This is a genomic window from Streptomyces sp. NBC_01268 (assembly GCF_036240795.1).
In the GTDB taxonomy this organism is placed as follows: domain Bacteria; phylum Actinomycetota; class Actinomycetes; order Streptomycetales; family Streptomycetaceae; genus Streptomyces.
On sequence record NZ_CP108454.1, the window covers coordinates 3,166,028 to 3,186,202 of the forward strand.

Genomic DNA, 20,175 nt, shown 5'->3' on the forward strand with positions numbered 1-20,175 from the left:
TTACGAATTGGGTACGACGACCGCCGCCTGCGGCCTGATCGGCAAGCGGTTGACGGGGCGTCCGGTAGCTGCGCGGACCGCTGAGGCCACTGCTGCCGGGGAGGTGACGACCGGGACGGCGCTGGCGGGTTTGGCGCCGAAGGGGGCCAGGACGTCGCGTTCCTCGACGAGTTTCACGATGCGAATGTCGGGGGCGTCGAGCGAGGTCGGGAGGGCGTAGCCGGTCAGGTCGGGGTGGCGGACCAGGCCGCGGGAGGTGCGGAGGTTCTCGGTGAGGGCCGCGCCGACGCCCTGGGTGATGCCGGCCTCGATGCGGGTGGCCAGCTGGGCGGGGTTGAGGATGCGGCCGACGTCCTGGGCGACGGCCATCTCGACCACCCGGATCGTGCCGATCTCCACGTCGACGTCCACGACCGCGCGGATCGCGCAGAAGGCGAGGCCGACGAAGGCGTCGCCCTGGCCGGAGTCGTCGAGGGGTTCGGTGGGATGGGGGCGGCACTGGGCGGTGGCCCAGAGTTCCTTGCCCTCCATGGCCTCGGTGACCGTGGTGGACAGCACGCCGTCGTACGAGGTGATCTTGCCGTCGGTGATCTGGAGCAGCTCGGTCGACATGCCGAACTTGTGGGCCAGCGGCTGCAGGAGCTGGGTGCGGACCATCTTCGCCGCGCGCTCCACCGCGCCGCCCGACACCCAGGTGTGGCGGCCGTGCGTGGCCGGGCCGGCCGGGGGCTGGTCGGTGTCGACGGGGGCCACGTGGACCTCGTCGATGCCCAGGGTCTCCTGGACGATCTGGCGCGCGAGGGTCGTGAAGCCGGAGCCCGTGTCCACGGCCGCGCAGATGACGGTGGCCACCCCGCCCTGGACCCGGACGGTGGCCGTCGAGACCTCGTCCGTGCCCTCCGCGCCCAGCATGTGCACCATGCCGAGCGCGTAGCCGACGCCCCGCCGCACCGCGCCGGGCTCCCCCGCGCCGTCCGGGCCGCCGGGCAGCAGCCAGTCCTCCTCCGGGGAGTCCACGGGGAGTTCGGGGAGCGGGAAGTCGCGTACCGCGGAGAGGAGTTCGGCCACCGGGGCCGGGCACGTCACCGTCTGGCCGGTGGGCAGGATGTCGCCCGTGGCCAGCACGTTGCGCATGCGGATCTCCGCGCCGTCGACGCCGACGCGCGCCGCCAGCTTGTCCATCTGCGCCTCGTACGCCGCGCACACCTGCATCGCGCCCTCGCCCCGCACGTGGCCCGACGGCGGGTTGTTCGTGCGCACCGCCCAGCCCTCGACGAAGGCGTGCGGCACCACGTACGGGCCACAGGCGAACGACACGGCCGCCGCCAGCGACTCGGACGACGAGTCCGCGTAGGCGCCCGCGTCCAGCAGGATCTGCGCCTCCACCTTCACCAGCCGGCCCTCCGCGTCCGCGTGGTGGCGGTAGCGCAGCAGGGTGGGGTGGCGGTGGGCGTGGCCGAGGAAGGACTCCTCGCGGGTGGCGGTGAGCTTGACCGGGCAGCCGGTGCGCAGCGCGAGCAGGCCCAGCGGGATCTGGAAGCCGGGGTCCTCGCGGTCGCCGGTGGCGCCCGGGACGCCCGTCACGACCAGCTTGACCTGCTCCGGCGGCAGCCCGAAGCAGGCCGCGGCCAGGTCGCGGTCGGTGTGCGGGTCGGTCGAGGCGGTGTACAGCTCGACGCCCCCGTCGGGACGCGGCACCGCGAGCGCCGCCTCGGCGCCGATGGGCGCGGTGTCCTGCCGGCCGATCCGGTACAGGCCCTCGACGACGACGTCGCCGGTCGCCTCCTGGTCGCCGAAGCTGAGCGGGATGTGCCGGATCAGGTTGCCGTCCGGGTGCAGCGGCGGCGCCGCGAAGGCCTTCTCCGGGTCCGTGATCGGCTCCAGGACCTCGTACTCGACCGCGATGGCCGCGGCCGCGAGCCGGGCCGTGTCCGGGTGGTCGGCGGCCACCGCGGCGATCGCCTCGCCGTGGTGCCGGACGAGTTCGGCGGCGAACACCGGCCGGTCGGCCACCGTGCGGCCGTACGTGACCGCGCCCGGCACGTCGGCGTGGGTCACCACCGCCCGTACCCCGGGCATCTCGGCCGCGGCCGTCGTGTCGATCGACACGATCCGGGCGTGCGGGTGCGGCGAGCGCAGGATCGCCGCCCACAGCAGACCCTCGGCCCACAGGTCGGCGGCGTACGGGAAGGTGCCCTCGGTCTTCGCCCGCGCGTCGGCCTGCGGGAGCGAGACGCCGATGCCGAGCCCGAGGCCGGCCGGCTCCGTGATCGTTTCGCTGCTCACGCCGTGCCTCCGTCGAACGGGTGGGGAATCTGGTGCGGGATGCGGGCCTCCTCGCCCGCCTCCGTCTCGGCCGCCGCCTCGCGGCCGCTGACGACCTCCCGTACGGCGTCGAGCACACCGCGGTAGCCCGAGCAGCGGCACAGGTTGCCGCAGAGCGCCTGCCGGGTCTCCAGCTCGTTCGGGGCGTGGTTGCCTTCGAGCAGGTCGTGCACGGTCATGGCCATGCCCGGGATGCAGAAGCCGCACTGCACCCCGCACTTCGCCAGCGCCCGCTGCACGTCGGACGGCTCCCCGTCCACGGCCAGGCCCTCGACCGTCCGCACCTCGCACCCCGCGGCCGTGGCCGCCGGCACCAGGCAGGACGCGACCAGGCGGCCGTCCACCTGCACGTTGCACGCACCGCACTCGCCCTGCGAGCAGCCGTCCTTCGCCCCGGCGAGGCCGAGGCGCTCGCGCAGCACGTACAGCAGCGACTCGCCGATCCACGAGTCCGTGACCGGGCGGTCGGCGCCGTTGACGCGGAGCGCGTACGAGGTGGTGGGGTGCTCGTCGCTGTCGGTCGACATGTCGACGGGCGGCAGCGGGTCGGCGGGGAGGGCGGACGCGAGGGGGTCCGGAAGCCGGTCCGTGGGCTGTCCCGGAGCCTGCTCCAGGGTCTGTCCCGGGGTCTGTTCCAGGGGCTGTCCCTGGGGCTGTCCCGGGGTCTGTTCCAGGGGCTGTCCCTGGGGCTGTTCCAGGGCCGGTTCCGGCGCCTGCTCCCGTACGTGCTCCGATACGGGATCCGACACCGGCTCCGGCTGGGCGGGGGCCTCGGCCGGTACCTCGACCGGAGCCTCGGCGGCCACCCGCTCGTGCTCCCGCTCCGGCTCGGCGGCCGGTTCCTCCACCGCCCACGGCGCGGGCGCGCCGCCGGGCAGCGTGGCCGGTGCGCCGGTCGCGTACTGCGCGAGCCGTGACGCCGTGTACTCGCCCGAGTCGTCCAGGACGTCCGAACCGTCCTCGATCGTCGGGATCGTCCACGACGCCGTCTGCTCCTGCGGGAAGTCCTGGAACTCCTGGAACTCCTGGAACTCCTGGAACTCCTGCACCTCCCGGAAGTCCTGTGCGGCCGGCGGGACGTACGGGGTCTGCGGGGCCTGCGGGAACTCCGAGATCTGAGGGGCCTGGGGGGCCTGAGGGGCCTGGGGGGCCTGAGGAACCTGCCGCTCCTCCTGCGCGGGCTCCTGCGGGGCCTGCACCATCCACGTCCCCGTGGCCGCCGGGTCCGTCGCCGCCAACGGCACCAGCGGGGTGATCATTGGCGGCACGTAGCCGTGGCCCGGCGCCTCCAGCGGGACGCCCTCCAGCATGAACTCGGGCGGCAGCTGCACGAAGGCCGTGGCGTCGCCGTCGTACCCCTCGCTCTGCGGGATCGGCTGCCAGCCGCCCGTACCGCGGTTCTCCGGTGTCTCGTCGCTCACGACAGCGCCCTCCCCAGTGCCCGTCGGGCCAGCGCGGCGACGGTGCGCCGCAGGTGCAGTACGGCCGGGGGCAACTGCTCGTCGCCCTGCGGGTCCGGGATGCACGCGGCGGCCACGTAGTCGCCGAACGCCGCCAGTGCCTCGGGGGCCAGTCCCCGGTCCCCGTCCCAGTCCACCAGCGAGGCGATCCACTGCTCGGCCTCCAGCGGGCGCAGCGGCATCGGCGCGACGGCCCCGACCGCGCAGCGCACCCCGCGGCGCGCCGGGTCGAGGACGACGGCGACCGAGGCGGCGGCCCGGGCCGGGCCGGTGCGACCGGTGGCCTTCAGGAAGACCTGGGGGGCGTGCAGCAGCGGTACGCGCACGAAGGCGACCAGCTCGCCGGGGGCCAGCAGGTCCCGGCCGGCCAGCAGGTGGCTGACGGGCAGCTCGCGGCTGCCGAGCGGGCCGACGACGACCAGCTCGGCCTCCAGGGCGGCCAGCACCGGCAGCGAGTCGCCGGTGGGCGCCGCGGTCACGATGTTGCCGCCGAGCGTGCCGGCGTTGCGGATCTGGGGCGGGCCGGCGACGCGCGAGGCGGCGGCCAGGGCGGGGATGAGGGCCGCGAAGTCGGGGCGGCCCATCCGGGCGTGGGTGAGACCGGCGCCGAGCAGGGCGTGCCCGTCCTGGTACTGCCAGCCGCGGATCTCGTTGATCCGGCTGAGGCCGACCAGGCCCGCGGGGCGCAGCTGGCCGCGGTTGACGGCGGCCATCAGATCGGTGCCGCCGGCCACGGGGACGGCGGCCGGCATGGCCGTGAGCGCCGCCACGGCCTCGTCCAGCGAGGCGGGCAGCGTCACGGACCGCGCCGCCCGTGATGCCGTCTGTGGTGCGTGCGTGGTCAACCCGCTGCCCCTTCCCGGTGTCCCGGTGATCCCCGACCGTCCCCGGCTGTCACGCCTGTGTGGCCGTACCGTACGTGCTCACAGCCTGGACGTGGCAACTCTGGCACATCTTCCGAGCCGTACGTCGCGAGGGTCCGCGAAGGGCGGTTCCGTCCAGGACGTGCGGGGATCCTCCCGAGCGACGGTAACTTCCCTTTTGCCGCTCTTGGGTGACGTCGGGGCGATAGGTGCCTCACACGTTCGGGGGTGCCCCCTCGACGGGTCGGCCCTGGACGCCGGGGCGGCGCTGCCAGGGGTGCGGTCCGGCGGGCGGGCGGTAGTCCACGCCGAGGGCGTCGAGACGCCGGTAGTGGGCGCTCATCCGGCGTTCGAAGTCGGCGTGATCGCGCGCGTCGGGGGCGGGCAGCCGGGACCAGGCGACCTCGGCGAACGCGGCGAGGCGCGGGTAGGTCTGGTAGTCGACGCGGGCCCGGTTCTCCATCACCTCGGTCCACACGTTGGCCTGGGTTCCCAGGATGTGGGCGGCTGCCTCGGGCGCGAGGCCGGGCGGGACGGGCTCGAAGCGGTAGACGTCCGCCAGGGTCCGTACGTATCCGATGGGCATCGGCTCGTCCTCCCCCGACGCCTGACGGTGGTCCAGGTACACCTGCTGTTCGGGGCACATCACCACGTCGTGGCCGGCCTCGGCGGCGGTGATGCCGCCCGCGTAGCCGCGCCAGGACGAGACGGCCGCGCCGGGCGCGAGGCCGCCCTCCAGGATCTCGTCCCAGCCGATGAGGCGGCGGCCGCGCTCGGCGAGCCAGCGGTCGAAGTGGCGGACGAACCAGGACTGGAGGCCGTCCTCGTCGCCGACGCCGAGCTCCTTGACGCGGGCCTGGGCGGTGGCCGAGGCCTTCCACTGGTCCTTGGGGCACTCGTCGCCGCCGATGTGCACGAACGGCGAGACGTCGGCCGGGAAGAGGTCGAGCAGCTCCTCGAAGACGCCCTCGTAGAAGCGCAGGACGTCGTCAGTGGGGGCGAGTACGTTCGGACTGACTCCCCAGGTGTCCCAGACGGAGAGGGCGGTGGTGTCGATGACGTCGGTGTTGCCCAGTTCCGGGTACGCGGCGATGGCGGCCTGCGAGTGGCCGGGTACGTCGATCTCGGGGACGACCGAGATATGCCGGGCGGCGGCGTAGGCGACGATCTCGCGGATGTCGTCCTGGGTGTAGAAGCCGCCGTGCGGGGTCTCGTTCCAGAGCGGCGACGCCCGGTGCCCCCACTTGCTCCGCGCCCGCCAGGAGCCGGTCCCGGTGAGGCGCGGGTGCCGCTTGATCTCGATCCGCCAGCCCTGGTCGTCGGTGAGGTGGAGGTGGAGGACGTTCAGCTTGTGGGCGGCCATCAGGTCCAGCTGCCGCAGCACGTCGTCCTTGGGCATGAAGTGGCGGGCGACGTCGAGCATCAGGCCTCGCCAGGAGAAGCGCGGGCCGTCGGCGATGTCGGTGCCGGGCACGGTCCAGCGCCGGGTGCGGTCGAGCGGCGCCCTGCGGTGCGCGTCGGGGCCGAGGAGCTGACGGAGCGTCTGGAGCCCCCAGAACACCCCGGCGGCCGACCCGCCGCGCACGACGACGCCGGCCGCGTCCACCGACAGGCGGTAGCCCTCGGGGCCCAGGTCTCCGACGGCGTCGGGGTCGATCCGGAGGCGGACGGTCCCCCCGTCGCCCGGCGCGGTGGGCGCGGGGGGAACGGTCGGCGCGCCCGGCGCGGGGGGCGCAGTCGGCGCGCCCGGCGCGAGATCCAGGCCGGTCGCCGCCCCGACCGTGGCGCGCAGCCACCGGGCGGCGCCCTCGGTCCCGGGTCCCGCGTCGACGACGGTCGCCGGACCCAGGACGAAGCCGCCGTCGGCACCGTCACCGGATCCGGCTCCGGCCCCGGCGCCCGCCGGGCCCAGCACCGTCACCGGCGCGGGAACGAGCTCGTGGTCGCGTTCGCGGACGGGCCCACGGCCGCGCCCGAAGCCCTCGTCCGTCAGGTTCTCGTCGGTCATCACGTCAGTCCCTAGTCCTTCACCGCCCCGCCCAGTCCCGAGACCAGGCGGCGCTGTACGAGTACGAAGAAGACGAGCACCGGGAGGGTCATCACGGTCGACCCGGCCATGATCCCTCCCCAGTCGTTCTCGTCGGGCTTGAAGAAGACGAGCAGCGCCATCGGGAGGGTCGACTGCGAGGTGTCGCTGATGAGGAAGGACTTCGCGAAGAGGAAGTCGTTCCAGGTCGAGATGAACGAGAAGACGCTCGTGGCGACGAGCCCGGGGAAGACCAGTGGGAAGAGGATCTGCCACAGGAAGCGGGTCCGGCTCGCGCCGTCGATCATCGCCTGCTCCTCCAGGGCCTCGGGCACGGCCTTGACGAAGCCGCGGAGCATCCAGATCGCGAACGGCAGCGAGAAGGCGATGTGCGGCAGGATCAGCGAACCCAGGGTGTTGAGCTGCCCGAAGTCCCGCATGAGGAAGAACAGCGGGATCGTCAGCGCCTCGATCGGGACCATCTGCGCGACCAGGAACATGATCAGCAGGGTGGTGCGGAAGCGGAACCGGAACCGGGTGACGGCGGTCGCCGCGAGGAAGGCGATGACGGCGGAGGCGAGCACGACCGTGCCCGCGACGATCAGCGAGTTGAGGAAGTAGCGCCCGAACTCCTGCTGTTCGAAGACGCGCCGGAAGGAGTCCAGGGACGGGGAGAGCGTCCACGGCCGGGGTTCGGTGGACTGGATCTCGCCCGCCGGCTTGAAGGCGGACAGGACCATCCAGTACAGCGGGAAGGCCACGGCGGCGGCGACCAGCAGGGCCGCGGCCTCCGCGGCGAGCCGCGCGGGCCGGCGGACGCGGAATCCGACACGGCCACCCGCACCGGCACCGGCACGGACGCCGGGACGCAAACGGATACGGAACCCGGAGGCCGAGGCCCCGGAGCCACGGGAGGCCGAGGACCCGGAGGCCGAGGACCCGGAGCCACGGGAGGTCGAGGACCCGGAGGCGCGAAGCCCGGAAGTGCTCACAGTTCTTCCCCCTGTCGGCGCAGCAGGCGCAGGTAGGCCAGGGTCACGGTCAGCAGGATGAGCAGCATGACCACGCCGATGGCGGAGCCCAGGCTGTACTGGGAGGAGGCGAAGGCCTTCTGGTAGGCGTACACGTTGAGGACGAGGTTCTGCCCGGCGATGCCGCCGCCGCCCGTCATCACGTAGATCTGGGTGAAGACCTTGAAGTCCCAGATGATCGACTGGATCGTGACGACGACGAGGATGGGCCGCAGCATCGGCGCCGTGACGGAGCGCCAGATGCGCCACTGCGAGGCGCCGTCGAGGGCGGCGGCCTCCAGGACCTCGGACGGGATGGCCTTGATGCCGGCGTAGACGGTGACCATCACGAAGGGGAACGAGCACCAGACGACCTCGAACAGGACGAGGGCGAAGGCGCTGTACCGCCCGTAGGTCCAGGAGAAGTCGCCGAGCCCGAGGACCCGGTTGACCGGCCCGTAGTCGGGGTCGAAGAGGAAGACCCAGACGGTGGAGCCGGTGACGGCGGGGGTGGCCCAGGCGCCGAGCGCGGCCAGCATGAGGGCGAGCCGGGGCAGGGCGCGGATCCGGGTGAGCAGGACGGCGAGGGCGCAGCCGACGGCGAGGGTGGCGACGACGCAGGCGGCGGCGAACAGGACGGTGGCGAGCAGGACCTGCCAGAACTGGGGGTCGGAGAAGAGCGCGCCGTAGTTGCCGAGGCCCTGGAAGGTGGTGGGTTCGCCGCCGCTGACCTGGGCCTGGGTGTACTCCAGGAAGGAGATCAGGCCGAGCTGGTAGATCGGGTAGACGAGCAGCCCGCCGAGGACGACGAGTGCGGGGAGCAGGTAGAGCCAGGGGGTCCAAGCGGAGCCGCCGCGGCGGCGGGGGGTCCGCCGGGGCGGGCGCGGGGCGCGGGGGCCGGGAAGCCGTGCGCCGGCGCGGTCGGGCGCGGGGGCGGCTTTCTCGGTGCGGGGTGCGGTGGTCATGGTGCGGTCCCGGCCTCAGCCCGCCGCCGCGAAGGCCGCGTCCATCTTCTTCGCGGCGTCTTCGGAGGCCCCGTTGACGTCCTTACGCCCGCTGACGACCTCCTGGAACATGGTGGGGAGCACGAGGGAGGCGTCGATCTGGCCCCAGCCCGCCGAGGCGGGGACGAACTTGGCGCCCGCGCCGAGGGAGTCGATGAAGGGCTTCACGAAGGGCTCCCTGGCCGCCGCCTGCTGCCGGACGTCGGTGTAGGTGGGCAGGAATCCCATGGCGTCGAAGAGGCGGCCCTGGGTCTCCTTGCCGGTGAGCGACTTCATGAGGTCGACGGCGAGGGTGCGGTGGGAGGTGCTCTTGAGGACGCCGATGTTGTTGCCGCCGGCGAAGGCGGGGGCGATGGAGCCGGGGGTGGTGCCGGGCAGCGGGACGACGGCGTACTTGCCCTTGACGGTGCCGGCCTCGACGGCGGCGTGGCTGAAGTCGCCGCCGATGGCCATGGCGGCCTTGCCGGAGGCGAAGGCGGTGACGGTGGCGTTGCCTCCCATCTGGGCGCACTTGGCGGCGGGGCAGTTGTCGTCGCCGAAGAGCGAGGCGTAGGAGGCGATGCCCTTGCGGGCGGCCTCGCTGTCGACGGCGGACTCGTACGGGTCGCCCGAAGCGCCTGTTCCGGTGGCGAGTTCACCGCCGTTGGCCCAGATGAAGGGCATGGCGCCGTAGGTGTAGGCGCCGCCGACGGCCATGCCGTAGAGCTCGGGCCTGGCCTTGCGGATCTTCTTGGCGGTGGCGATGAGTTCGGCCTGGGTCTTGGGGGCGCTCAGGCCGAGTCCGGCGAAGACGTCGGTCCGGTAGTAGAGGGCGCGGACGCCGACGAAGAGCGGGGCACCGTAGACCTTGCCGCCGACGGTGACGGAGGTCCTGGCGGTGGGGTCGGTGTCCTTGGCCTCGTCCCAGGCGTCGAACTCGGCGGTGATGTCGGCGAGTCCGCCGTCCTTGACGTATCCGGCGGTGTCGGTGTTGCCGTACTCGATGAGGTCGGGTGCGGACTTGGGGTCGTTGAAGGCGGCCTTGACGCGCTGGGCGCGGGTCTCGACGGGGATGTACTCGACCTCGACCTCGACGCCCCCGTGGCGCTTCTCGAAGGCGGCGACGGCCTGGTCGACGACCTGTTCCTTGGGCTTGTTGGCGACTTCCTGGAAGAGCCAGACGCGCAGGGTGCCGCTCTTGTCGTCGGTACCTGCCGCGCCGCCCGAGGTCTGCGGGGCGCAGGCGGCCAGGGCCAGGAGAGCGATGGGTACGGCGATTCGGGCAGGAGTCTTCACGGCGGTCCCCTCCACACAGCCGTTGCACCATATGCAACGGACGTTTCGCACTGCACAACAGGCGTGAGGTTATGGGCGGACCAACACCGCGACAAGAGGTCTCCACCACTCTGTGACCGGCCGAAGCACCCTGCGCAACGCGAACGGCCCCCGGCGCGCGCACCGAAGTGCGCGCGCCGGGGGCCGTCCCCGACTGCCGGCGGTCCGGACTACTTGTCCTTGCCGCCCTTGTCCTTGTCCCCGCCGGAGCCCATGGACTCGTAGATCTCCTTGCACATCGGGCAGACCGGGTACTTCTTGGGGTCGCGCCCCGGTACCCAGACCTTGCCGCACAGTGCCACCACGGGAGTGCCGTCGAGGGCACTCGCCATGATCTTGTCCTTCTGGACGTAGTGCGCGTAGCGCTCGTGGTCGCCGTCACCGTGGGACACCTGCGGCGTCGGCTCCACGAGGGTTCCCGTACCTGCCCCGCGCTCGGGCTCGAGAGTGCTCATGGGACCCAAGGGTACTGAAAGATGGACCCCTCGGCGGAGCACCCCCGGGCGGTCCCGGCCCAGGCCCGGCGGGACCCGCGCGCACCGTCAGTTCAGCGACGGATCGTCCGGATAGGTGGCCACCATGGCGAGCTCACCGCGCTGGCGGCGCAGGACCTGGCGCCAGAGGGTCTCGGGGCGCGGCGAGGAGACGTCGCCGGGTTCGGACTCCACCACGTACCAGGCGCCGTCGCCGAGCTCGGACTCCAGCTGGCCGGGGCCCCAGCCCGCGTAACCGGCGAAGATCCGCAGGGCGCCGATGGCCGGGCCGAGCAGCTCGGGCGGGGTCTCCAGGTCGACCAGGCCGATCGCCCCGTACACGCGCCGCCAGCCGAGCGGACCCTCGTCGCCGGGGATCACCGCGATGCCGAGGGCCGCGTCGAGGGAGACCGGGCCACCCTGGAAGACGACGCCCGGCTCGCCGGCCAGCTCGGCCCAGGGCGCGAGGATGTCGCCGACCGTTATGGGGGTCGGCCGGTTGAGGACCACGCCGAGGGAACCCTCGTCGTCGTGGTCGAGCAGCAGGACCACCGCGCGGTCGAAGTTCGGGTCCGCCAGCGCGGGGGTGGCCACGAGCAGCCGTCCTGTGAGCGAGGACACCTCGGTCATGCGACACATGATCCCGCATCTTCGGCGTTCCGGGGGGTTGTCCGGGGCGATCCGGGGCAGGCGTGCGGCACCGCAGGTCAACCGGGCGCGCGGGAGGCCCGACCGGTCCGGCTCCGGACCAAGCGGACGGTGACGCTCCGCAAGATCACGGAGACGGAGGGTGTTGTGCCGAATTCATTACATTCGCGGGGCCCCCTCAGCCACACACCTGGGGTCCCATGGCCCCTTACCCTTTTCTCTGGCCACCCGACCGACGACCCGGAACGCGAGATTCATGACCGGCACAGACAGCCATGACGTACTGCTTGTCCATGGTGGCACCCCGCTCGAGGGCGAGATCCGCGTCCGCGGCGCGAAGAACCTCGTGCCCAAGGCGATGGTCGCCGCCCTGCTCGGCAGCGAGCCGAGCCGACTGCGCAACGTGCCCGACATCCGTGACGTCCGCGTGGTCCGCGGACTGCTCCAGCTGCACGGCGTGACGGTCCGCCCCGGCGAGGAGCCGGGTGAGCTGATCATGGACCCGACGCACGTGGAGTCGGCCAACGTGGCCGACATCGACGCGCACGCCGGCTCCTCGCGGATCCCGATCCTCTTCTGCGGCCCGCTGCTGCACCGCCTCGGCCACGCCTTCATCCCGGGCCTGGGCGGCTGCGACATCGGCGGCCGGCCGATCGACTTCCACTTCGAGGTGCTCCGCAAGTTCGGCGCGACCATCGAGAAGCGGGCGGACGGCCAGTACCTGGAGGCCCCGCAGCGGCTGCGCGGCACCAAGATCGAGCTGCCGTACCCGTCGGTCGGCGCGACCGAGCAGGTGCTGCTGACCGCGGTCCTCGCCGAGGGTGTCACCGAGCTGTCCAACGCGGCCGTGGAGCCGGAGATCGAGGACCTCATCTGCGTGCTGCAGAAGATGGGCGCGATCATCGCGATGGACACCGACCGGACCATCCGGATCACCGGTGTCGACAAGCTGGGCGGCTACAACCACAAGGCGCTCTCGGACCGTCTGGAGGCCGCCTCCTGGGCGTCCGCCGCACTGGCCACCGAGGGCAACATCTACGTGCGCGGCGCGCAGCAGCGCTCGATGATGACCTTCCTCAACACGTACCGGAAGGTCGGCGGCGCCTTCGAGATCGACGACGAGGGCATCCGCTTCTGGCACCCGGGCGGCTCGCTCAACGCGATCGCCCTGGAGACCGACGTCCACCCCGGTTTCCAGACCGACTGGCAGCAGCCGCTGGTCGTCGCCCTGACGCAGGCCTCGGGCCTGTCCATCGTCCACGAGACGGTGTACGAGTCGCGGCTCGGCTTCACCTCGGCGCTGAACCAGATGGGCGCTCACATCCAGCTGTACCGCGAGTGCCTGGGCGGCTCGGACTGCCGCTTCGGCCAGCGCAACTTCCTGCACTCGGCGGTCGTCAGCGGCCCGACCAAGCTGCAGGGCGCCGACCTGGTCATCCCCGACCTGCGCGGCGGCTTCTCGTACCTGATCGCGGCCCTCGCGGCCCAGGGCACCTCGCGGGTGCACGGCATCGACCTGATCAACCGCGGCTACGAGAACTTCATGGAGAAGCTGGTCGAGCTCGGCGCCAAGGTCGAGCTCCCGGGCAGCGCGCTCGTCTAGGCCGTTGCGGGCGCCCGTAAGCGCCTGCAACGCCTCCTGAAGGGCAAACGAGAGGGCGGCCACCCCCTGACAGGGTGGCCGCCCTTTTCGCTGCCTCAGGCCGCTTCAGCGGCCTGGGACCAAGCTGCCCGGAGGCCGCTTGCCTTACTTGCCCTTGGCGGCTTCCTTGAGCTTCGAGCCCGCGGAGACCTTCACGCTGTAGCCGGCCGGGATGTTGATCGGGTCGCCGGTCTGCGGGTTACGAGCGGTGCGAGCGGCACGGTGGGTGCGCTCGAAGGTCAGGAAGCCGGGGATGGTGACCTTCTCGTCACCCTTGGCGACGACCTCGCCGACGGTCTCGGCGAGCGCGGCCAGAACGGCGTCGGCGTCCTTGCGGGTCACCTCGGCACGGTCGGCCAGGGCGGCCACCAGCTCACTGCGGTTCATGTTGTTACTCCCGTGTCTTTCTTGCCTGTGAGGCGTGAGATCGAAGCCGATGCTGCCAGGGCCCTCGGACAGTCCCCGGACCCGGGTCTGCTGACAGACCCTCGCGCCCAAACACGCATCCTGCCCCCACCAGCGGCGGGAACGCCAATCCGGCACCCCTCCGGCACCCTCATGGGTCACACGAAAAACGCCGGAGTTCCCTGGTGGTGACGTAGCGTCGACTCCGCGCGGACCGTGCGGAGCCGAACTACCACCCTAAAGGCGGGTTTGGGGAGCGGCGACCGCGACACGCAGCCACCGCTCCCGAGGGGCTCAGGCGCCCGCGCCCGCCGCCTTCGCCGCGTTGCGCACCGCGCCGGCCACCGCGCCCGCGACCTTGTCGTTGAAGACCGACGGGATGATGTAGTTCGGGTTCAGCTCGTCCTCGGTGACGACGTCCGCGAGGGCGCTGGCCGCGGCCAGCATCATCTCGGTGTTGACCGTCCGGGACTGGGCGTCCAGGAGGCCGCGGAAGACGCCCGGGAAGACCAGCACGTTGTTGATCTGGTTCGGGAAGTCCGAGCGGCCGGTGGCCACGACGGCGGCCGTCTGACGGGCGATCGCCGGGTCCACCTCGGGGTCCGGGTTCGCGAGCGCGAACACGATCGCGCCTTCCGCCATGGCGGCCACGTCGGCCGCGCCGAGCACGTTGGGGGCCGAGACGCCGATGAAGACGTCCGCGCCGACGACCGCCTCCTTGAGGGTGCCGGTGACGCCCTCCGGGTTGGTGTTGTCGGCGATCCAGCGCAGCGGCGAGTCGGGCTCGGCGTCCACCAGGTCCTCGCGGCCCGCGTGCACGACGCCGTGGATGTCGGCGACGACCGCGTGCTTCACGCCGGCCGCGATGAGCAGCTTCAGGATGGCCGTACCGGCCGCGCCCGCACCGGACATGACGACCCGTACGTCACCGATGCCCTTGCCCACCACGCGCAGGGCGTTGGTCAGCGAGGCGAGCACGACGATCGCGGTGCCGTGCTGGTCGTCGTGGAAGACCGGGATGTCCAGGGCCTCGCGCAGCCGGGCCTCGATCTCGAAGCAGCGCGGCGCGGAGATGTCCTCCAGGTTGATGCCCGCGAAGCCGGGGGCGATCGCCTTGACGACCTCGACGATGGCGTCCGGGTCCTGGGTGTCCAGGCAGATCGGCCACGCGTCGATGCCCGCGAAGCGCTTGAAGAGGGCCGCCTTGCCCTCCATGACGGGCAGGGCGGCCTTGGGGCCGATGTTGCCGAGGCCGAGGACGGCGGAGCCGTCCGTCACGACTGCGACGGAGTTGCGCTTGATGGTGAGGCGGCGGGCGTCCTCGGGGTTCTCGGCGATCGCCATGCACACGCGGGCCACGCCCGGGGTGTAGATCATCGAGAGGTCGTCACGGTTGCGGATGGGGTGCTTGGACGCCATCTCGATCTTGCCGCCGAGGTGCATCAGGAACGTACGGTCGGAGACCTTGCCGAGCACGACGCCCTCGATGCCGCGCAGCTGCTGGACGATCTCGTCCGCGTGCGCGGTGGAGGTCGCGGCGATGGTGACGTCGATCCGCAGCTTCTCGTGGCCGGATGCGGTCACGTCCAGGCCGGTGACGGAACCGCCGTGGGTCTCGACGGCCGTGGTGAGCTGGGAGACCGCGGTGCCGCTCGCGGGCACCTCGAGCCGGACCGTCATCGAGTACGAGACGCTGGGCGCCGTTGCCATGTCCGTGTTCCTCTGCTTTCACTGGCTTCGTTGCTACGCCGCACCGGCTGGTTCGCCCGGCGACGCCCTCCGATCGTCGCACCTACCTGCGGGTAGCAGGTAATACGGTCGTTTCGTTTTCGGAAAGTAGTTTCCACCATACGAGAGACGCATCGGAAACAGAAGAGACCCGGGGAAACGGAAGAGGTCCCCGTCACCCGAAGGTGACGAGGACCTCTGCACGTAAGCGGCACCGACCCGCCATGCTCGCCTCGCGGCAAGTGGTCCCTCTGAGGGACGAAGGTTGGGCCCGGGGGCTTGGATCGAGCCGGTGCCACGACAAGGCTAACAAACCACCCTGGCAAGTGATTCCTGCGGCACGAGTTGACCGGAAATGAGCCCCCGGGCGGCCCTGGGGGCTCCCGGGCCTCAGTCCCGCAGCAGGTCCGGCACTCCGTCCTCGTCCGGCAGGTCACGGTCGCCCGAGACCACCGTGAGCGCCTGCGTGGAGCGGGTGAGCGCCACGTAGAGCACCCGCAGGCCCGCCGGCGACTCGTCCGCGATCTCCGCGGGCGAGACCACCACCGTGGCGTCGTACTCCAGCCCCTTCGCCTCCAGCGAGCCGAGCGCCACCACCCGGTCGCCGAGCCCGGCGAGCCAGCGGGCGGCCTCCGCACGCCGGTTCATCGCGACGACCACGCCGACCGTCCCGTCCACCTGTGCGAGGAGCCGTTCGGCCTCCGACCGCACGGTTTCGGCCAGAGCGCCCTTCTCGGGGCCCTCCGCGACCGGAACGAAGCGGGGCTCGATGCCCGTGGAGCGCACCGCGCGCGGGGACTCCTTGCCGGGCATGGCGAGCGCGAGCACCTTCGCGGCGAGCTCGGCGATCTCCGCGGGGTTGCGGTAGTTCACGGTGAGCTCGAAGCGGCGCCGCGGCCGGGTGCCGAGGGCCTCGTCGCGGGCCGCGGCCGCCTCGTCCGGGTCGGACCAGGAGGACTGGGCCGGGTCGCCGACGACCGTCCAGGTCGCGTGGCGGCCGCGCCGGCCGACCATCCGCCACTGCATGGGCGTGAGGTCCTGGGCCTCGTCGACGATGACGTGCGCGTACTCGGTCCGCTCGGTCGCGAGGCGCTCGGCCCGCTCCCACTGGGTCTCCTCGCGTACGGGCATCAACTCCTCCAGACCGGTGAGCTGGTCCAGCGGGTCGTACTCCCGCTTCTTGCGCGGCCGGGCGGGCGCCCCGAGGAGCGTGGACAGCTCGTCGAGCAGGGCCACGTCGTGCACCGAGCGGCCCGGGCGGCGCAGCGAGCGGGCGAGGCGGCGCACCTCCCCCGGGTTGAGCACCCGGCGGGCCCAGCGGCCGAGCCGCTTCTCGTCGCCCATGGCGTCGAGGACCCCGCGCGGGGTGAGCTCGGGCCACCAGGCGTCGAGGAAGGCGAGGAACGAGTCCTCCGTCGACACGTCCTCGTCGAAGGAGGAGCGCAGCTCGGCGGCGAGCTCGGGGTCGCTGTGCCGGCCGGCCGCGCCGGACCTGGTGTACAGGGCGTCGAGCAGCAGCCGGCGGGCGCGGGGGCGCAGCAGGTTGACGGGGGCGGTGCCGCCGAGGACGTTGTGGCGGATGCGCCGGAGGTCCTCGGGGCCCAGCTCCAGGCGCCGGCCGAACGCGACGACCCGCAGCAGGGTGGGCGTGCCGGTCACGGCGCGGGAGCCGGTGTCGTCCTCGTCGTCGTCCGGGTCGCCCAGGGCGAGCTGCGCCTTGGGCGCCGGGTTCTCCAGGGCGCCGCGGGCGGCCTTGCGCAGCACGGCGAGCATCCGGGAGGAGCCCTTGATCCGGGCGACGGCGGGCTCGTCGTAGGCGTCGGCCTCGGCGCCGTCGACCAGGCTGCCGAGGGCGCGGATCGCGACCTGCCCCTCCTCGCCCAGTGAGGGCAGCACGCCCTCGGTGTACGAGACGAGCAGCGGGGTCGGCGAGACGATGAGGATGCCGCCCGAGTAGCGGCGCCGGTCCTGGTAGAGCAGGTAGGCGGCGCGGTGCAGGGCGACGGCGGTCTTGCCGGTGCCGGGGCCGCCCTCGACGTACGTCACGGAGGCGGCGGGGGCACGGATGACCAGGTCCTGTTCGGCCTGGATGGAGGCGACGATGTCCCGCATGGTGTGGCTGCGGGCCTGCCCGAGGGCGGCCATGAGCGCGCCGTCGCCGATGACGGGGAGCTCGTGTCCGTCGAGGGTGGCGGTCAGCTCGGGGCGCATGAGGTCGTCCTCGACGCCGAGGACCTGGCGGCCCTTGGAGCGGATGACCCGGCGGCGCACCACCCGGCCCGGGTCGACCGGGGTCGAGCGGTAGAACGGGGCGGCGGCGGGCGCCCGCCAGTCGATCACGAGCGGGGCGTAGTCGGCGTCGAGGACGCCGATCCGGCCGATGTGGAGGGTCTCGCCGATGTCGGCGACCTGCCGGCCGTCCTCGGTCCGTACGGCGTCCTCGGCGGGTTCGACGGAGGTGTAGGCGCCGTCGGGCCCCTTCTTCCCGTCCTTGCCGAAGAGGAGATCGATCCGGCCGAAGAGGAAGTCCTCGAACTCGTTGTTCAGCCGGTTGAGGTGGATGCCGGCCCGGAACACCTGGGCGTCGCGCTCGGCGAGGGCGCCGGGCGTACCGACCTGGCCCCGCTGGGCGGCGTCGTTCATCAGGAACTCGGCCTCGTGGATCTTCTCCTCGAGGCGGCGGTAGACCTGATCCAGATGTTCCTGTTCGACACCGATCTCACGGTCTCTGACCGTGTCGACGGCTTCCTGCGCGGCCACCGGGGCCCCCTTCTGACGTGCACTGGGCAGCCGTCGAGCGTACGCCACCAGGAGGCCATGTGTCAGGCCTGACGTCCCGGGTGCCCGGCCGCGTGCCCGACGGTCCCGAAGGGGGCCGGCCCGGGCGTACGGGGGAGCCGCCCGGGCCGGCCGGAACCGGCGCGGCGCGGGGGAAGCACCGTCCGGTCGTCCGAAGGCGTCCTCGCAGGTCAGCGCGGACGCCCCCACAGCATCAATGTTCAACTGTTTATTATCTACGGACCGTTTTTCCTAGGAAATGAAGCACTGACCCATTCAGGGGGCGCGCGTGAACAGGACCGGGCTCCGGGCCCTCCTCCGCGAGCGCCGCGAGCTGATCGCGCCCGAGGCCCACGGCCTCTCCCGGCCCACCGGCCGGGGCCGGCGTGCCCGCGGCCTCTCCCAGCAGCAGGTCGACGAGCTGACCTGCCGCGCGGTCGACACGTACAACCGGCTGGAGACCGGTCGCTACCTCCACCCGCCGGCCGACTACCTGCGCCAGGTCGCCCGGCTCTTCGGCCTCAACGAGCAGGAGTGGGTCTCGCTCTGCCGGTACGCGGGCATCGGCGACCCGCCCGGCCCGCTGCACCCGTCCTCCGGCCTGGAGGTCCCCGGCGTGTGGCAGGAGGCCGTGGACGGCATCGGGCACATGGCGTACATCACCGACGCCTCCTGGAACCTGCTCGCCCACAACCGGCACTTCGCCGAGATGTACCCGGACGGCCGGGCCCCCGCCAACACGATGCGCTGGATGCTCCTGGACACGTCGGCCCGCGACACCACCCTGGTCGACTGGCGGACCGTGTGGGCACCGCTGATCCTGCCCCAGCTGCGGGCCGCGCTCGCCGTCCGCCCCGAGGACGGGACGCTCCGCGGGATCGAGGCCGAGGTCCGCGCCGATCCCGACCTCGGCCCGCTGTGGGAGGCGGGCGGGGCCCACATCCACCCGGACGGCGACGAACGCCCCCTGCGCCACGCCCTGCTGGGCACCGGCCACGTCACCATCTGCGCCGCCCAGCCGCTCACGGCCCCGGGCTCCCGGCTGATCATCATGCTGTTCCGACCGGGCCGCCAGAAGGCCCACGAGCGGACGCCGATGCTCAGGGCTGCTCCGTAGGGGCCGCGCGGGGTCCTGCGAGAGAGTCGTCCCGCGAGGAGGTCGTCCTGCAAGGGAGTCGCCCTGCGGGCGGTCCCGCGAGCGGGGGCCCGCGAGGCAGCCGCGCACCGTCCGTACGCGAGGGGCCCTGCGACGGGGGCCCGCGGGTTCCCCCGGACGAAGGACCCCGCTACGCCTCGTACTTCGTGTCCGCCACCGGATCGAGCGCCAGCCGGTACCCGCGCTTCACCACCGTCTGGATCAGCTTCGGCGCGCCGAGGGCCGTCCGCAGCCGGGCCATGGCCGTCTCGACGGCGTGCTCGTCGCGCCCCGCCCCGGGCAGCGCCCGCAGCAGCTCCGCCCGGCCGACGACCCAGCCGGGGCGGCGGGCGAGCAGGCCGAGCAGCGCCATCCCGGCCGGCGGCACCGGCCGCAGCGCGCCGTCGACGAGGACCGCGTGCCCCCGGATCTCGATCAGGCGCCCGGCCACCGGCAGCGCCCGGGCCCGGGCCGGCAGCTCCCGGCAGAGCAGGCCGACCAGCGGGCCGAGCCGGAAGCGTTCGGGCTGGTGCGTGTCGATGTCGAGCGCCTGGAGCGGGAGCGCCGTCACCGGCCCCACGCAGACCGCGAGCACGTCGTGCCGCAGCGCCGCGACCAGCTCGTCGAGCGCTCCCCGCTCCTCCGCCCGACGCAGCAGCGAGGCGGCGGCGGGGGCGCTGGTGAAGGTCACCGCGTCCAGGCCGCGGGCGACGACGGCGTCCAGGAGCCGGTCGAGCGGCCCGGTGTCCTCGGGCGGCATCCACCGGTAGACGGGCACGACGACGACCTCCGCCCCGCCCTCCTCCAGCGCCTCCACGAACCCGGGCAGCGGCTCCCCGTGCAGTTGGAGCGCGATCCGGCGCCCCTCGACGCCCTCGTCGAGCAGCCGGTCGAGGACCTCGGCCATCGACTCGGAGGACGGCGACCAGGACTCGGTGAGACCCGCCGCGCGGACCGCGCCCTTCACCTTGGGGCCGCGGGCCAGGAGTTCGACCCCGCCCAGCACGTCGAGGAGCCGGTCGCCGAAGCCCCAGCCGTCGGCCGCCTCGACCCAGCCGCGGAAGCCGATCGCCGTGGTGGCGACGACGACGTCCGGGGCGTGGTCGATGAGGTCCTTGGTGGCGGCGAGGAGTTCGGCGTCGTCGGCGAGCGGCACGATCCGCAGCGCGGGCCCGTGGACGACGGCCGCCCCACGGCGGCGCAGCAGCGCGATCAGCTCGTCCGCGCGCCGTGCCGCCGTGACCCCGACGGTGAACCCGGCGAGGGGCCCCTGGTCCTGCGTGCCGCGCTCTTGCTCGTCCATGTCGCCCGAGACTGCCGGGGTCGCGTGTCGGTCTCGGTTCGCGCGTATTTCCTGGTCGTTA

General features: G+C 72.8%; 15 protein-coding genes. 2 read left to right on the plus strand and 13 right to left on the minus strand.

The window, feature by feature from the left end:
* From OG309_RS14020 to OG309_RS14060, 9 genes are all read right to left on the minus strand, one after another.
* Window positions 1-2,286 (minus strand): xanthine dehydrogenase family protein molybdopterin-binding subunit, encoded by a 2,286-nt coding sequence (locus tag OG309_RS14020; protein WP_329420968.1) that lies wholly within the window; start codon window positions 2,284-2,286, stop codon window positions 1-3.
* The gene (locus tag OG309_RS14025; RefSeq protein ID WP_329420969.1) at window positions 2,283-3,746 is read right to left on the minus strand and encodes a (2Fe-2S)-binding protein; all 1,464 of its coding nucleotides are present in this window, start codon (window positions 3,744-3,746) and stop codon (window positions 2,283-2,285) included. Before OG309_RS14025 ends, OG309_RS14020 begins: the two co-directional genes overlap by 4 nt.
* Window positions 3,743-4,630, minus strand: a complete 888-nt coding sequence (locus OG309_RS14030; protein WP_329420970.1) for an FAD binding domain-containing protein — start codon at window positions 4,628-4,630, stop codon at window positions 3,743-3,745. Before OG309_RS14030 ends, OG309_RS14025 begins: the two co-directional genes overlap by 4 nt.
* Before the next feature lie 232 nt (window positions 4,631-4,862).
* Complete coding sequence (locus tag OG309_RS14035) at window positions 4,863-6,656, minus strand: beta-N-acetylhexosaminidase (RefSeq protein ID WP_329420972.1); 1,794 nt, start codon at window positions 6,654-6,656, stop codon at window positions 4,863-4,865.
* 11 nt (window positions 6,657-6,667) lie between these two features.
* Window positions 6,668-7,546, minus strand: coding sequence for a carbohydrate ABC transporter permease (locus tag OG309_RS14040; protein ID WP_329420973.1), 879 nt, complete (start codon window positions 7,544-7,546; stop codon window positions 6,668-6,670).
* Between the two features lie 116 nt (window positions 7,547-7,662).
* Entirely contained in the window at window positions 7,663-8,649 is a 987-nt protein-coding gene (locus OG309_RS14045) for a carbohydrate ABC transporter permease (protein ID WP_329420974.1), read from the minus strand.
* Window positions 8,650-8,664: 15 nt separating this feature from the next.
* Window positions 8,665-9,963 carry an extracellular solute-binding protein gene (locus OG309_RS14050; protein WP_329420976.1) on the minus strand — a complete coding sequence of 433 codons (1,299 nt, stop codon included), beginning with the start codon at window positions 9,961-9,963 and terminating at the stop codon, window positions 8,665-8,667.
* 209 nt (window positions 9,964-10,172) lie between these two features.
* Window positions 10,173-10,457 (minus strand): DUF3039 domain-containing protein, encoded by a 285-nt coding sequence (locus OG309_RS14055; protein WP_329420978.1) that lies wholly within the window; start codon window positions 10,455-10,457, stop codon window positions 10,173-10,175.
* Window positions 10,458-10,544: 87 nt separating this feature from the next.
* Window positions 10,545-11,105: a YqgE/AlgH family protein gene (locus OG309_RS14060; protein ID WP_329420980.1), complete on the minus strand. Its 561-nt coding sequence runs from the start codon at window positions 11,103-11,105 to the stop codon at window positions 10,545-10,547.
* Between the two features lie 274 nt (window positions 11,106-11,379).
* On the opposite strand from OG309_RS14060, the gene murA reads away from it, so the two are divergent.
* Complete coding sequence (gene murA / locus OG309_RS14065; protein WP_329420981.1) at window positions 11,380-12,726, plus strand: UDP-N-acetylglucosamine 1-carboxyvinyltransferase; 1,347 nt, start codon at window positions 11,380-11,382, stop codon at window positions 12,724-12,726.
* Window positions 12,727-12,870: 144 nt separating this feature from the next.
* Here the strand turns inward: murA and OG309_RS14070 are convergent, their stop codons facing one another.
* The 3 genes from OG309_RS14070 to OG309_RS14080 form a co-directional block, all read right to left on the minus strand.
* On the minus strand, window positions 12,871-13,152 hold the full coding sequence (locus OG309_RS14070) for an HU family DNA-binding protein (protein WP_017237029.1): 282 nt from the start codon (window positions 13,150-13,152) through the stop codon (window positions 12,871-12,873).
* 312 nt (window positions 13,153-13,464) lie between these two features.
* Window positions 13,465-14,880: an NAD-dependent malic enzyme gene (locus OG309_RS14075; RefSeq protein ID WP_329420983.1), complete on the minus strand. Its 1,416-nt coding sequence runs from the start codon at window positions 14,878-14,880 to the stop codon at window positions 13,465-13,467.
* Window positions 14,881-15,288: 408 nt separating this feature from the next.
* On the minus strand, window positions 15,289-17,658 hold the full coding sequence (locus tag OG309_RS14080) for a HelD family protein (protein WP_329420985.1): 2,370 nt from the start codon (window positions 17,656-17,658) through the stop codon (window positions 15,289-15,291).
* Between the two features lie 307 nt (window positions 17,659-17,965).
* Here OG309_RS14080 and OG309_RS14085 point away from each other — a divergent pair, with 307 nt between their 5' ends.
* Window positions 17,966-18,793 carry an MmyB family transcriptional regulator gene (locus OG309_RS14085; protein ID WP_329420986.1) on the plus strand — a complete coding sequence of 276 codons (828 nt, stop codon included), beginning with the start codon at window positions 17,966-17,968 and terminating at the stop codon, window positions 18,791-18,793.
* Window positions 18,794-18,962: 169 nt separating this feature from the next.
* On the opposite strand, the gene OG309_RS14090 is transcribed toward OG309_RS14085, so the two are convergent.
* Window positions 18,963-20,114, minus strand: a complete 1,152-nt coding sequence (locus OG309_RS14090; protein WP_329420988.1) for a uroporphyrinogen-III synthase — start codon at window positions 20,112-20,114, stop codon at window positions 18,963-18,965.
* Window positions 20,115-20,175 lie beyond the last annotated feature (61 nt).

Bases quoted from the DNA above. Each gene is read 5' to 3' on its own strand.
- OG309_RS14035 (WP_329420972.1), bottom strand. From the start codon at position 6,656: ATGACCGACGAGAACCTGACGGACGAGGGCTTCGGGCGCGGCCGTGGG.
- OG309_RS14045 (WP_329420974.1), bottom strand. From the start codon at position 8,649: ATGACCACCGCACCCCGCACCGAGAAAGCCGCCCCCGCGCCCGACCGC.
- OG309_RS14055 (WP_329420978.1), bottom strand. From the start codon at position 10,457: ATGAGCACTCTCGAGCCCGAGCGCGGGGCAGGTACGGGAACCCTCGTG.
- OG309_RS14060 (WP_329420980.1), bottom strand. From the start codon at position 11,105: ATGACCGAGGTGTCCTCGCTCACAGGACGGCTGCTCGTGGCCACCCCC.
- murA (WP_329420981.1), top strand. From the start codon at position 11,380: ATGACCGGCACAGACAGCCATGACGTACTGCTTGTCCATGGTGGCACC.
- OG309_RS14070 (WP_017237029.1), bottom strand. From the start codon at position 13,152: ATGAACCGCAGTGAGCTGGTGGCCGCCCTGGCCGACCGTGCCGAGGTG.
- OG309_RS14075 (WP_329420983.1), bottom strand. From the start codon at position 14,880: ATGGCAACGGCGCCCAGCGTCTCGTACTCGATGACGGTCCGGCTCGAG.
- OG309_RS14090 (WP_329420988.1), bottom strand. From the start codon at position 20,114: ATGGACGAGCAAGAGCGCGGCACGCAGGACCAGGGGCCCCTCGCCGGG.